7 protein-coding genes are annotated in these 14,736 nt (G+C 50.0%); 5 read left to right on the forward strand and 2 right to left on the reverse strand.

Features of this window, described 5'->3' with window-relative positions:
* Nucleotides 1–263 precede the first annotated feature (263 nt).
* The 5 genes from K2I50_RS07430 to guaA all read left to right on the forward strand — a co-directional run bounded on the left by K2I50_RS07430 (nucleotide 264) and on the right by guaA (nucleotide 12,485).
* Nucleotides 264–3,566, forward strand: coding sequence for a SusC/RagA family TonB-linked outer membrane protein (locus tag K2I50_RS07430; RefSeq protein WP_301025705.1), 3,303 nt, complete (start codon nucleotides 264–266; stop codon nucleotides 3,564–3,566).
* Between the two features lie 15 nt (nucleotides 3,567–3,581).
* Nucleotides 3,582–5,693 (forward strand): SusD/RagB family nutrient-binding outer membrane lipoprotein, encoded by a 2,112-nt coding sequence (locus K2I50_RS07435; RefSeq protein WP_301025706.1) that lies wholly within the window; start codon nucleotides 3,582–3,584, stop codon nucleotides 5,691–5,693.
* Nucleotides 5,694–5,744: 51 nt separating this feature from the next.
* Complete coding sequence (locus K2I50_RS07440) at nucleotides 5,745–7,016, forward strand: glycoside hydrolase family 71/99 protein (protein ID WP_301025708.1); 1,272 nt, start codon at nucleotides 5,745–5,747, stop codon at nucleotides 7,014–7,016.
* Nucleotides 7,017–7,033: 17 nt separating this feature from the next.
* On the forward strand, nucleotides 7,034–10,813 hold the full coding sequence (locus tag K2I50_RS07445; protein ID WP_301025710.1) for a glycosyl hydrolase family 28-related protein: 3,780 nt from the start codon (nucleotides 7,034–7,036) through the stop codon (nucleotides 10,811–10,813).
* Nucleotides 10,814–10,961: 148 nt separating this feature from the next.
* On the forward strand, nucleotides 10,962–12,485 hold the full coding sequence (gene guaA, locus K2I50_RS07450; protein WP_301025712.1) for a glutamine-hydrolyzing GMP synthase: 1,524 nt from the start codon (nucleotides 10,962–10,964) through the stop codon (nucleotides 12,483–12,485).
* A gap of 198 nt (nucleotides 12,486–12,683) precedes the next feature.
* Here the strand turns inward: guaA and K2I50_RS07455 are convergent, their stop codons facing one another.
* Together K2I50_RS07455 and K2I50_RS07460 are read right to left on the reverse strand one after the other, a co-directional pair.
* On the reverse strand, nucleotides 12,684–13,499 hold the full coding sequence (locus K2I50_RS07455) for a DNA-methyltransferase (protein ID WP_301025714.1): 816 nt from the start codon (nucleotides 13,497–13,499) through the stop codon (nucleotides 12,684–12,686).
* Nucleotides 13,496–14,443: a HindIII family type II restriction endonuclease gene (locus K2I50_RS07460; protein ID WP_301025716.1), complete on the reverse strand. Its 948-nt coding sequence runs from the start codon at nucleotides 14,441–14,443 to the stop codon at nucleotides 13,496–13,498. Before K2I50_RS07460 ends, K2I50_RS07455 begins: the two co-directional genes overlap by 4 nt.
* Nucleotides 14,444–14,736: the final 293 nt, after the last annotated feature.

Genomic DNA, 14,736 nt, shown 5'->3' on the forward strand with positions numbered 1-14,736 from the left:
CTCCCTCATCACAAGCGAAAATCTGCTCGACGATTGACCGCCCTGACGGTAACATTTATTATTAAACAAGCTCTTAGTATCAGCCCGAGGCAATACGCCCGATGTCATTGCGGATTGCCTCTGGAAATTGTAGATTGCATATAAAGTCAATTACATCATATATGTGGCTGAGCCTATGGCCATGAAAATGGACTTAAGCCTCACCACACTCCCTCTTCTGAGACAAACAAACCTTAACTCATCACAAAAACTCAGTACATAGGATGCGAATATCATTCAAACATCTGTCACGGCTCTCGGCATCGGCCGCTCTGCTGGCAACATCACTGGCAGGACAACAGGCATGGGCACAGAGTCTGTCGCTCAGCGGTACCGTTGTTGACCAGGATGGAGAACCGGTCATCGGTGCTACCGTACATGTAGCAGGTACAAATCGGGTCACCTCCACCAATGTCGACGGCAAATTCTCCATAAAGGCCGACAAGGGCGAAAAGCTCCAGATCAGCTACGTAGGCTATCGGCGTCAGAATATAACAGTAAAAAATGCGGGTGCTCTCAACGTAGTGCTCGTAAATGACCAGAACCAGCTCAACGAGGTGGTTGTGACAGCGCTCGGTATCACACGCGACGCCAAGTCGCTCTCCTACGCGCGTCAGTCAATCGACACGGAGCCGCTTACCGAGGTGCGTGGCTCCAACCTCATGGATATGCTTACCGGAAAAGCGGCCGGTATGCAGGTAATCTCCGGAGGTGGTCCCACATCTTCGACCCGTATAGTGCTGCGCGGTGTCAACTCTCTCACCGGAAACAACCAGCCGCTTATCGTAGTCGACGGAGTGCCCATCATCAACAACATGGGTGAGGACGGCGACCTTGACTTCGGCAACCCCGCCAACCTTATCAACCCCGATGAAATCGAGGACCTCGAGGTGCTTAAGGGTGCCAATGCTTCGGCTCTATACGGTTCCGATGCAGCCAACGGTGTGATTCTTATCACCACCAAGAAGGCCACCAAGAAAAAAGGTCTCGGCGTAACTTACGGCTTCAACCTTATGCTCGGCTATCTCTACAACTATCCGGCCTATCAGAACTGGTATGGCGCAGGACAGTCATGTGCCTTCGAGCGTGCCAATCAGGGCCGTAATTTCTATGGCAGCCAGGGTACTGCCGGAGGATATGACCCCAACCTTCCTTACGGCATATGGAATCCCAACAATGCCGGCCAGGACCAGCGCTCGTGGGGTATGCCGATGCTCGGCTTCGACGTTGTTGGACGCAACGGCCAGGTGCGTCAGTATTCGTCGCACCCCGAGACCACCAAGGCCATGTACGGTACGAGCCATATGTACACCAACTCACTGTCAATCGACAAAGTGTTCGACGGAGGCACATTCCGTCTGAGTTACACCAACATCATCTCCGATGACGTGCTCAAAGGTGTGAACGATCTCGAACGACATACCTTCAACCTCCATACTACCGCCGACATAGCCAAATGGTGGAATGTAGACGTTTCTACCCGCTATGTCTACGAAGAGGTCGAGAACCGTGCGTTCCGCAACTCCTCCGACCGTAATCCGGTGTATCTTTTCGCCAATCTGTCGCGCGATGCCTCTATCGAAGAGCTTGTCCCCTGGAAGAAGCCCGACGGCACAGCTTATAATTTCAAAGGCTTTACCAATCCGTTCTGGTCGCTCAACGAGTGTGACAACTCCGACAACAAGCATTGGTTCATGGGCAACGTCACATTCAACTTCAAGCCCTATAAGATGGTCGACGTGCGTCTGCGCGCCGCTACTGACCTTCAGGTGAGCGAGGGCTGGTCATTCACCAATCTCAATACTCCTTTCGACACCGACGGCGAGTATATGCGCTGGAAACGCGACTGGCGCAATACCAACTACGAAGCCCTTGTGATGTTCCACAACGGATTCTGGGACAATCTTCTCAATGTCAACGCCAGCATCGGTGCGTCGGCCCAGTCGATACATGGCTCACGCATGTACTCCAAGGCTTCTCAGCTCCAGTTCAAGGACATGCGCTCGCTTTCCAATGCCAAAGGCCTTGTGAGCGCTCTTGAGGAGAGTGAAGGGAAGAAGAAGCAGGCAGTGTACGGTGCACTTTCTCTCGGCTTTGACGGGTGGGCATACATCGACGCCACAGCGCGCAATGAATGGTCGTCGGCTCTTCCCAAGAACAATAATTCATATTTCTACTGGTCGGTAGGTACCGGTCTGGTGATTTCCGACCTGCTCAAGCTCGACCAGCATCTCTTCCCGCTCGTAAAGGTGCGCGGTTCTTATGCCAAGGTGGGTAACGACACCGGTTACGACCGTCTCATCTCGGGATATTACAAGGCTGAGGACGGCTCATTCCTCGGTATACCTTATTTTACCGGCGAATCCGTGCTGAAGACTCTCGGTCTGCGTCCGGAGATGACCAAATCATGGGAGCTCGGTGCCGAACTCCGCTTGTTCGACAACCGCTTCTCATTTGACTTCACATATTACAACAAAGCTACTACCGACCAGATTGTAGAGGCCGACGCTCCCCTGGCATCAGGTTATCAGCGCGAGATTATCAATGCCGGCAAGATGACCAACAAGGGTGTCGAGCTCAGCTTTTCGGTGACTCCGATACGCACACGCGACTGGACATGGGAGATACGTGCCAACTGGGCGAAGAACAACAATATGGTTGTGGACCTCGCTCCCGGTATCGACCGTTTCGAAATCCGCGGACGTGACAACATAAAGTCATATGCCGAAGTGGGCAAGCCCTATGGCGTGTTCTACGGCAACGACTACAAGCGCGACAGTGACGGTAATATATACGTAGGCCGCGACGGAAAGGCCGAGTATGAGCCTGACAAGTATCTCGGTTCGATTCAGCCCGATTGGATCGGTGGAGCCGGAACAACTCTCCGCTGGAGGAATCTTTCTCTTGGTGCGGCCATCGACTTCAGCCACGGCGGTAACTTCTGGAGCTACACCACATTCCGCGGCGGTATCGACGGCAACACCGTGAACACTCTTGAAGGCCGTCTGGAAAATCAGATTTCACGCCTCGTCTACGGTGAGAACGACCGCGAACGTCAGGGTGTGCTCGAATCGCAGTATACCAATGTACCCGGCGCCGATCCAAATAAAAATCCTGTGATTTATCCCGACTGGCAGCGTCCGAAGGGTGTGTGGGTAGGCAATACCGTATACTCTGAAAGCCTTGAATATTGGGGCGGCAAGCAGTCGATGACATGGGTTACTCCTACCGACCACTGGTGTCACAATGGCACTTCATCGGCCTCACGCTATATCTATTCGGCGTCTTATGTGAAGTTGCGCGAAATCAGCGTAGGCTATAGTGTGCCTCAGGAATGGCTGCGCAAGTCATTTATCCGTTCGGCCAAGGTTTCCGTAGTAGGCCGCAACGTGGCGATTCTCTATCAGAATTGTCCCAAGGGCATGGATCCGCAGGCTACATCCTCCACCGGCAATGCCCAGGGCTTTGAGGAAGGCTTCACACTGCCGCAGGCCACATGGGGATTCGACATCAAAGTCACATTCTAAAAGACCAATTACCGTATGAAACTCAAATATATCATTCCTTCTGTCGCGATAGCTGCTGCCGGACTCGGTTTTTCTGGCTGTACCGACGATTTCGAGGAGATAAACACCAATCCTCACAAGGTCTACGACGTTGAGCTCAACGATGTGTTCGCCGGAACAGTACAGCGTACAGCCAACAACTGGGCCGAGATGAACTACCGCCGTTTCCTCAACTTCTCGCGCCTTACGATTGTGATGTTCTGCTGCAATCCAAGCCAGGACACCGGCGACGGATATTTCCGCAACTACTACGTCAATGTGCTCCGCGACCTTATCAAACTTGAACGTGAATATGCCGCCAATGTCGACGATGAGGGGCGCACTATATATCCCAAGAATATGGCCATCGTCAAGACATGGAAATCCTATGTCTACTATGTGATGGCATCCTGCTGGGGCCCCATCCCCATGAGCGACGCTATCGTTGTCGGCAACGAAGGCAAGCGCTATTACAAGTATGATTCGGAGGAGCAGGTGTATACCCAGATTCTCAATGACCTCAAGGAGGCTGTCGACCTGCTCGACCATACTCAGAACGCATCGGCTCTTGACGCCCTGCAGAACGACCCCATATTCGGAGCCGGCGGTATCGGAGCTCCCGATATGGACAAGTGGCTCAGATTTGCCAATACCCTTCGTCTCAATGTGGCAATGCACTGCCAGAATCTTAATTCCGACCTGTCGCGTGAGCATGCTCTCGAAGTGCTTGCCGACGGCCGTCTGATGGCTTCCAACGACGATAATGCCGTAATGCAGTGGGGACTCGACGCCGATAAGTCGTCGAGCTACTACTACCGCTCGTTCCAGAAGGACCACAAGGCCGAGCAGGGTGGCGAGGCTCCGATATGGCCTTGTCTCAACGAGTACGGCTACATATACTTCGCTACATTCAATGACCCGCGTATCGGGAAGTATGTACGCAAGATGAACGAGCGCAACCCTAAGGCCAAGCCGTTCCTTGTCACCGACACTCTTACACGTCCTCATTCGGCTTACTGCAAGAATTCCGACACGAAGATGACAATCAACGGGCAGAGCGTGGTAGTAGCAACAAAGTGTGCCAACTACACACAGCATCGTTCGCTTCCTACTGCCGTTAAGAACACTCTGCGCGACTCGATTATCGTACGCTATACCGTCGACTATGCCCCCTATCAGGAGCAGTGTGATATACCTAACTCATGGCGTTATGCCACCGTGCCGGGTATGACATATACCTACCACGATGTACTCGGGTCGGCCCGACAGGACGATTACAACCATTCGGTGGCGCAGCCTTACTTTGTAAGCGAGGACGCCCACTGGGTAATACTCACCTATGCCGACGCATGCTTCCTGCGCGCCGAAGCCGAACTTATCTACAACAATAATCCCGGCCGGGCCAAGGCTGCCTATGAAGAGGGTATCGATGCATCGATGGCACAGTGGGGTGTAACCGACTATGCCGACTTCAAGGCGCAGGACGGAGTGAAGTGGGGCACATCTAAGCAAGGCTACCACGACCGCCGTCTCATATACCAGGCAAAAATCATGGGTGGTGACAACGGCAACGACGGCCTGCTCGAGCAGATCTATAAGCAGCGCTCTTTCGCCGACTACTTCAACGGTCTTGAGATATGGAACATAGAGCGCCGTACCCGCACATTCGACTGGCCTCCCACATTTACAAAAGACCAGTCGTCGGGAGTGCTTGGCGCAAGCCCCGACTACAACTACTGGATGGAACGTCTGATATATCCCGAGGCCGAGACTACAAAGAATGGCGCCGCCAATGCCGAGGGTATCGCGATGCTCCAGTCTGTATCTCCCTTTGTGCGCACCGAACGCTGGGGCGACAATATCTTCACATCTCTTGGCTTTGCAAAGAAGAATCCGCATGTAGAGGATGCGAGTCTGTGGGGTACACCGCGCGAGATTACTCCAAAGATGGAATATTACGAGCACTACTACGGCGATACGTATGAGAAGCTCCTCGCACGCGCCAAGGAAATCAGCGGTGCACGTCTGGAGGCTGCCGCCCTCGGAGCTGTTGCTTTCGAGTACCAGAGCACCAAGGCCTATGGCTACAACCTCACGACCGGCAAGTGATTCTCCCCCTCCTGCATACACGAACACTATTAAACATATACTGAAACCGACATGAAAAAGAATATATTATGGAGCCTGGCTATCGCTCTCGGACTGTTCGCCACTGCGTGTGTAGAGGATGACAATCCCGATATTTCCGAACATCCCTGGAACTACAAGCTGACTCCCGTCAACGTAGGAAAGGTGCCCACAGGTATACTGATGTACAATCCTTCGAGCTGGTGGTCCGATGCTCAGATTATGCGTCGCCTTGAGGAGGAATATGATGCCGAAACCGGTAAATACGGTCCTTACGTAAAGGTTGCGGCCGGAAGTTATGAACTTTTCGGCACCAACCGCGACTACCACGAAGAGTATGCACAGAATCTCGGAGTCATCGTGGAGAATGTGAAGAAAGCCAAAATCGACTATATCATCACTCCCCACATATCCGAGGACCGCAACAAGATGTTCCCCTACAATATCAGCGCCCAGGACACTGTGTTTATCAATATGCTTTCGGGCCATACCGATACTCTTCAGTGGAAGAACGACGGGTCGATGAGATTTGCGATACGCTTCAACGCACAGAATGTTGCCGATGGCCTCGGCTGCAAGGACAACAACACTCTTCTTGAGGATTGCTCGCCTCGCGAATACCGCCTTGACAACGGCCAGACAGTGCAGGTGCCTGCACGTGAGGTGTTCCTCAACTTTGTGCGCCGTCTGTCGTGGTTCATGACCGAGTCCACATATTTCCATTTCAATGGCCGTCCCGTGCTGGTTATCGACGGTTTGCGTCAGCTTTACAGCCGCGATCCTCGTGCGCTTTACGACAACATGCGCTCCATAATCAAGAATGAGGTAGGAAAGGATGTGTATATCATCGCGCGCCAGACACAATGGACACCCCCGGCACGCTGGCAGCACTTCTGGATTGAGGGTCATGCCGATGCTGTGGTTCCCGAGAAGCTGACCAACCTTGAAAACGGTATCGGATGGGACCGTTTCGACCTCCATAATATTCTCATAAACGAGCATCTGAAGGTCAACCGCGAGTATTATGCCAACTGCGGTATAAACTACATACCTTCGGTAAGCCCCGGATTCTCATTCTATGTGCAGGACGGACGTTGGGACTATCCTATCATCAAGCCCGATCCTCAGGACTTCCGCGAACGCTGCTGGTCGGCCAAGATGCAGCTCGGCGCACAGCCTATGGTGATTGTCGATGCATACAATGAATGGAACTTTGTCAATGCCGTAGAGCCTACCGACCCCGAGTATGGCAATGGCTGGGGTGATACCTATCTGAATATTATCGCCGAAGAATTCGGACAATAAATCTAACTACAATCAATATGAATAAGATAACGATATCCATATTGGCGGGACTATTCCTGGCGGCGACTCCGGTTGCCGCCGGGGCCGCGACATATGAGCGCAAGCCGCAGGTTGTCGACAATCCCGAATATCCCACTGCCGATGTCAAGGTAGTCGAGATGAACATCCTCGACTACAATGCCGACGCCAACAAGGGAAATACCAATGTGACAACACTTATACAGCAGATGCTGAATGCCCTGGGCGACGCATCGTCGTATCCATCCGGCGATCGGCAGGCCTACCGCAAGACGGGCGGTACTCTGTATCTCCCGGCGGGTACATACAAGATTGACGGACGGATTACCATACCCCGCGGAGTATCCCTGCGCGGCGACTGGAAGAAACCTGTAAAGGGCGAGAAAATCGAAGGCACGATTCTGAAAGTATCAAGCAAATATGCCAATGATACAGTAGAGACAAATTCATGTTTCATCATGGAGCCGTCGACCGTTGTCAGCGATGTGGCCGTATGGTATGAGACACAGCGCGCCGACAATCCCATCCCTTATCCCCCGACAGTAGTCATGGGCAAGAAGGGATACTTCGGAAATGATTATTGCAATGTGCGCAATGTGACACTTGTCAATTCGTATATCGGAGTAATATTCTCGGAGCTTAACGGTGGTGGATGTCCCAATATTTTCGGTCTTTACGGCACTCCGCTCCATAAAGGTGTCACGATGGACAATATTGCCGACGTAGGCCGATTCGACCATATCGACTTTTCTCCGAAATACTGGGCCGGTTCCGGTCTGCCTGATGCGGCCGATGCCACTTCGTGGACTTATTACCATGCTACAGGCTTCGAGATGCGCCGCAACGACTGGTCGTACTGCTGCAACTACTCTGCCGAAGGCTACAACCGAGGTTTCTGGGCCAAGAAGTCTCCGACACATATGGCGGCGCAATCTACCGGTTCGCCCAATGGCCACAATTACAATCTTACCTTCACCGATTGCCGTACGGGTGTGTACATGACCGAGTCGGCAGGATGCGGATGCATGTTCACACGTGTGACTACCCCCGGCTGTGAAATCGGTCTTGAGCAGGCTGCCGGCGACCTTGGTCCGTCGCAGTTCCTTGCCTGCGACTTCACCGGCTCGCGCTACGGCATATACACCCATCCCGATGCTACCCAGACCACTCAGCTTCATCAGTGCCGGGTAAGCGGTATCGTCAATTTCGAGGGCGGACAGCTGATAGCCGATCATAATACATTCAACGGCAATGTAGAGGTCGGAGCCATGGCGCGTTGTATATTTGTTGGCAACAAGTTTGCCTCCGGTCAGTTGGTCAACAACTCGCTGTATGACTGTCAGGTGTCGGACAATGCATCCTATGCCGCAAAGTCAGTGCCTGAATATCCCGCCGAGATGATGGCCGTGAAGGAGACACGCCCGGCCAAGACCGACCTCTTCCTTGCAAGTGCTTATGGTGCGGTGGGCAACTACATCTCGCCCGAGGACACATCCCATGGCGAAAATTCCTCACACGATAATTCTACAGCGATACAGCAGGCTCTTGACGCTGCCGGCGCCAATGGTGGTGGTATCGTATATCTTACTCCGGGCCACTATCGCTGTAACTCTCCTCTGTCGATACCCGCAGGTGTAGAGCTTCGCGGAGCCTCCGATATGGCCAGTGTGCCCCGAGGCCAGGGTGCGGTGCTTGAAGTATATTGCGGCGAAGGCACCGACAACGGCACTCCGTTCATAACCATGGCCCCCAAGTCGGGCATACGTGGCATATCCATAAATTATCCGGCACAGGACGAGTCGATATTCACCGATGTGGCCGGAGGCATGGTCGACGGTGTGTTTGTACCAGCACATGCTGTATGCAAGCCGAAAAAATATCCGTACGCAGTGAGAGGAAATGCCGACACATATGTGGTGAACCTCGCTGTACGCGCATGCTATCAGGCTGTCGATATGTTCACCAACAAGTGTGACAACCATTATGTAGATTACATATCGGGACATTGCTTCAAGAATGTGATTCGTGTAGGCGGAATGTCGGAAAACGGAACTATAAGCAACATCCAGTGCAACACTATCGGATATGCTGCCGGCGACGAATGGAAATTCGGTCTGTGGCCCAACTCGCTCCACAACAAGAACAATCTCCATCAGGAAGCCTGCTATCAGCAGAACTACGACGAACTCGACTTCTTCATCATCGGCGACTGCCGCGACGAGAATCTCTACAACAACTTCCTCTTCGGCTCGGCTACCGGTATGCTCTTCCAGAGCGACGGTCAGGGCGGCGCTACCTTCAAGTCGCTCGGCAATGCGGTCGACGGCGTAGTAAAGACATTCGTATTCAAGGCTGCCGCAGCCGATGTGGTCATGACCAACTCTCAGCTTGTGGCCCTCAACAACGGCCATTCCGCGAGCTTCTTCACTACTGAACCGGGATTCAACCGCACTGTCGATATGTTTGCCACCAACAACTGGGGCGGAGGCGACACATTTGCCGACATCAAGGGTGGAAATGTCAACTTCATTCTCGCCGCTCTCCAGCAGAATGGCGATAAACAGACATTCCTTGTCGACAACGGAGGCAAGTTTGCGATGAACAATTTCAACGTGCGCTCCAATAACAAGAATGCCAACGGCAACAAGAATGTAAGTCTTTACTCAGGCGTATTCACTCCTCTTACCAATGACGGAAAGAATGCATTCGACACGTCACTGTTTGCGACCTACAGCTATATGCTCCCGATGGCCTGGAACATGAGCAACCGCAGCGGATTCAAGGACCGCGACGGATGGCATGTGATTGCATTCAACGACATGCTCGGCAAAATATATGACGAGAAAGGCAACCTCGTGGAGGGTAGCTCGCTTACCAACTATGTGGAGGGTAGCACACTTCAGGATCTTGACCGCTATGAGGCCAACGAGTTCTATGAGCGTAATCCCGGCGACGCACGTGCAAGCCGTGCCACCGACGATGATATCAAGACCCGCTGGTCGACAAAAGGGGGCCAGAATCCGCTTGAATGGTATGACCAGAACGCCAACGACGACACCAAGCCTCAGCAGGCCTGGATGACACGTGAGATGCAATGGTTTGCAGTATATTTCGACCAGAATCTTCTTGACCTTAAGAAGACCGAGCATATCAACGCTCTCATCCTTGATGCAAGCAACGACCCTAATGACGGTCCGGCTTCTTGGCAGCTCCAGGTGCTTGACTACGACAGCGAGGAGCAGATTGTAAGTCCCGAGCAGACTCCGCAGGATGCCAAAAACTATTTTAAGAATGAGTTTGGCATTGAACTTGACGATTATCTCATATGGGAGGATGACCGTACCGACGAACTTTACGGACATCGCTGGCGCACAGTCGCAACCGGAAAGGGCGCAGGCTCTCTGCTTATAGCTCCGTTTCCTGAGGAGGATGTGCTCGGATTGCGCATACTCCAGACCGGAAAGAAGGGCAACTACTGGTCGATCGACGAGATTTACGTAGCTATGATTGAGGGCTTGAATTCCGACGTGAACGGTATCGACGATGTGACTGCACTCAATCAGGAGAAAACCCTGTTTTTCGCAGAGGGCACTCTCATTATAGCGGCCTCCCTTTTTGATGCCGACGGTAAGGCCAATGTCGAGATTTTCAATCTCTACGGTCATAAGGTCAAGGATTTCACTGTCACCTCAGGCCAGGTGGCTATCGATGGTCTCGACTGTGGAGTGTATATAGTGCGCGTAGGTTCCGCTTCCCTTAAATTTGTCAACAGGAAGTAAGTTTAGCTGTTATAGAGCGGTACTTATAGATAATAAGGTGTATCGTACATGTCGGCGGTACACCTTATTTTTTTGTAGGAATGGGTCTTATATATGCCGCAATTATACTAACTTTGCAGTCAGAAAATCCCCTCCGATTAATATTTCTATGCAACAGAAAATCATTATCCTCGATTTCGGAAGCCAGACCACTCAGCTGATTGGCCGCCGTGTGAGAGAACTTAACACTTATTGCGAAATTGTACCTTACAATAAGTTTCCCCACGATGATCCTTCCGTAATTGGCGTTATCCTTTCAGGAAGTCCGTTTTCGGTATACGACGAGAAGGCGTTCCGCATGTCGCTCGAAGGTATCCGTGGCCGTCTGCCCATACTCGGTATCTGCTATGGCGCACAGTTTATGGCCTATACCAACGGCGGTACGGTAGAACCCGCCGGAACACGCGAGTACGGCCGCGCCCATTTGGAAAAATTTGATGTAGCTAACCCGCTGCTTAAAGGCCTGGAGCCTTCTACTCAGGTATGGATGAGCCATGGCGACACCATCACCTCCATCCCTTCCAACTTCAAGATTATCGCATCGACCGATAAGGTTGCCGTTGCCGCCTATCAGGCCGAGGGTGAGCAGTTGTGGGGCGTGCAGTTCCATCCCGAGGTATACCATTCGGTGCAGGGTACCGAGCTTCTGCGCAATTTCGTGGTAGATATCTGCGGTTCGCGCCAGGACTGGAGTGCCGCATCGTTTATCGAATCGACTGTAGCCGCTCTCAAGGAGCAGCTTGGCGACGACAAGGTTGTGCTTGGCCTGTCGGGAGGTGTAGATTCCTCTGTGGCAGCCGTGTTGCTCAACAAGGCTATCGGAAAGAATCTTACCTGTATATTCGTCGACCATGGCATGCTCCGCAAGAACGAGTTTGTCAATGTGCTCCACGATTACGAGTGTCTCGGACTTAACGTAATCGGAGTCGATGCCTCGGCCGAGTTCTTCGCCGAACTTGCCGGAGTGACCGACCCCGAGCGCAAACGCAAGATTATCGGCAAGGGATTCATCGATGTATTCGACCGCGAAGCCCACAAGATAAAGGATGTGAAGTGGCTTGCCCAGGGCACTATCTATCCCGACTGTATCGAGTCGCTCTCTATCACCGGCACCACCATCAAGAGCCACCATAATGTAGGCGGTCTGCCTGAGAAGATGAATCTTAAGCTCTGTGAGCCCCTGCGCCTTCTCTTCAAGGATGAGGTGCGCGCCGTAGGCCGTGAGCTCGGCATGCCTGAGCATCTGATTAAGCGTCATCCTTTCCCCGGCCCCGGTCTCGCCGTTCGTATCCTCGGCGATATCACTCCCGAGAAGGTAGCCGTGCTCCAGAATGCCGACGACATATTTATCTCTGCCTTGCGCGAATGGGGACTGTACGACCAGGTATGGCAGGCAGGAGCTATTCTCCTCCCCGTGCAGAGCGTGGGCGTGATGGGCGACGAGCGCACCTATGAGCGTGCTGTAGCGCTCCGCGCAGTTACCTCTACCGATGCTATGACAGCCGACTGGGCCCATCTGCCCTACGATTTCATGGCCAAGGTATCCAACGACATTATTAATAAGGTGAAGGGTGTCAACCGCGTCTGCTATGACATCTCCTCCAAGCCACCGGCAACCATCGAGTGGGAGTAATAAAGGCTCTTTCAGACCCCTCTGAACTATAGCCGATTACATCACTTTTCGACAATCCATACTGGCTGATACCAGCCACTTACAAGCAATCCACGGTTAACTCGCTGAGCCAGCCGTGGATTGTCCTTTATGCTTGTTTTGAGAGAAATAATACTCGTTATTACTCTCCGTTAATAGGATATTTCTTGTGAACTTATATTAGCCTTCTTTAAATAAAAAAGAAGGCTGTATAGCGTGAATTTTTACACGTTCTTGTGCTAATTCACAATATTCAGTCGAAATATCTATACCGATATAATTTCTTTTTGCATCTAAAGCTGCTACACAAGTAGTTCCACTTCCACACATAGGATCTAATACTAAATCACCTTGATTAGTCCAACTAAGAATATGGTCTAATGCCAACTGATAAGGAAAAGGTGCTGGGTGTTTTTTTGCTTCTTGGTCTACAGCATTTTTCCCCACAACATATTCCCAAATATTACCTTTTAGTTTTTCGGATTTTACAGGGTTAGCCATCTTTCCTCTGCTTTGCTCTCCTTTGGAATAGTTTTTATACGTAGTGCTTTTTAGTTCTAATCCAGCGTGAAGACAGGGAATTTTTATTCCGTTATGCAGTTTTACTGCACCTTTTGAAAATACAAACATATACTCAAATACGTTAGTATATCTCTTTCTGTAAATTTGAGGTACTGGATTTGTTTTCTGAAATATCATAGTATCGTGAAGATTAAAGCCTATTTCCATAAACTTTAACGCTTGTTTGAAACTAGTTCCGGTTTCGCTTCCGTTAATTGTAGCATCTGATACAACCCAAACAACAATACCCCCAATTTTTACGATTCTATATAGCTGTTTTACTATCTCGTCAAATGGGAAGATATATCCTTTATAAGTCCTAAGATTATCATATGGTGGTGAAGTTACAACTAAATCCACAGAATTTTCAGGGAATTCCTTCATGACTACTACACAATTCCCATTAAGGATTTTATTTGTGTATTCTTCTATCATTTATCTAAGTATCTTTCGTTAATTTGGTTTATGAATCCATTGATAGTCGCGATTTTACTATCTAACTTCATGCTTTTTAGAAGTTCTTCAATAGCATCTTCTCTATTTAATTGCTTTACACGTTTAATTTCTTGCTCATAATACTGAATTTCGTTATAACCACGCTCCACTATAATATTCTTAAAGATGTTGAAATATTTATAGAATTTTGCAGGCGTTATTTTAATAAACTCAGATATATTCTGATTTTGTTGAGTAAGAAAACAACTTTTAGAGTTTGATACAGTAGTAGTTTTGCTTATAATATCACTCTGATTCCAAAGGTCTGATAGATTAAATGAATCTGATTCCCTGATACCTTCTTTAAGCAGTATATAAAGATATTCCCAACTAAATAAAGCTACATTGCCACCAAGGGCTTCTTTGTAGATTTGGCTCTTGCTTATTGGATATTGAAAATAAGGGCAAACTAGCACAGAATATTCACAATCTCCCCTCCATATAGCCATTGAATTTACTTTATAGTCTTTAGCATTTCTCGCTGTCCTACTAAGTCTGAAAGCCTTTGCATCACCTACTAAAGAATATTTATGATAATGGCTTTGTGCTACTACATCTGCACAATCAGCTCTTTGTGTCAGCACCTTAGCATCCAAGTTCATTTCAAGCAGAGATTTAGCTAGAAGAATATCAGAGACTTTTGTATATAATTTTTCTTCAGTAGAGTCGTGTCCAATATCTTCAGGAATGGCACCAATTTGAGAGATAAGTTGTAAAGTGTCTGCTTTGTTCAGTGCAAACACAATTTCTTGCAGTTTGTCAGAAGCAGCTATAAAAGAAAGCTGCTTACAGCTATATATAACGCGTTTTAATTCTTCAAAAGTCATTTGAAAAGGAATTTTTGCATATTGCAAAGTTAGCAAAAAAAACTGTGAATTAGCCACTAAGGAATCTCTGCTATTTATGTAGCCTTTCCTTTCGTCAATTCAGTAGAGTAGTATATGTCCGTAATGGATTCATTAGAGTATTCTTCATAATCCCGCTGTCGTATAATATAGGTAATATAGGCAAAGACTTCGGAGCATTTCGGAGTCTTTGTTTGTTTCTACACCTATGAGATAAGATTTAATAGTGTTTTGCTGCTGACACGGTCTGGCGACTACTCCCATTACTGCTACATCTATTTGTGTTGTTGTTATAGCATTCCCATTGGGGCGCATGGCACAGGGTGGGTGGG

Origin of the sequence: Muribaculum sp., from assembly GCF_029051885.1 — a bacterium.
Lineage (GTDB): Bacteria > Bacteroidota > Bacteroidia > Bacteroidales > Muribaculaceae > Muribaculum.

Bases quoted from the DNA above. Each gene is read 5' to 3' on its own strand.
- K2I50_RS07455 (WP_301025714.1), bottom strand. From the start codon at position 13,499: ATGATAGAAGAATACACAAATAAAATCCTTAATGGGAATTGTGTAGTA.
- K2I50_RS07435 (WP_301025706.1), top strand. From the start codon at position 3,582: ATGAAACTCAAATATATCATTCCTTCTGTCGCGATAGCTGCTGCCGGA.
- guaA (WP_301025712.1), top strand. From the start codon at position 10,962: ATGCAACAGAAAATCATTATCCTCGATTTCGGAAGCCAGACCACTCAG.
- K2I50_RS07445 (WP_301025710.1), top strand. From the start codon at position 7,034: ATGAATAAGATAACGATATCCATATTGGCGGGACTATTCCTGGCGGCG.
- K2I50_RS07430 (WP_301025705.1), top strand. From the start codon at position 264: ATGCGAATATCATTCAAACATCTGTCACGGCTCTCGGCATCGGCCGCT.
- K2I50_RS07440 (WP_301025708.1), top strand. From the start codon at position 5,745: ATGAAAAAGAATATATTATGGAGCCTGGCTATCGCTCTCGGACTGTTC.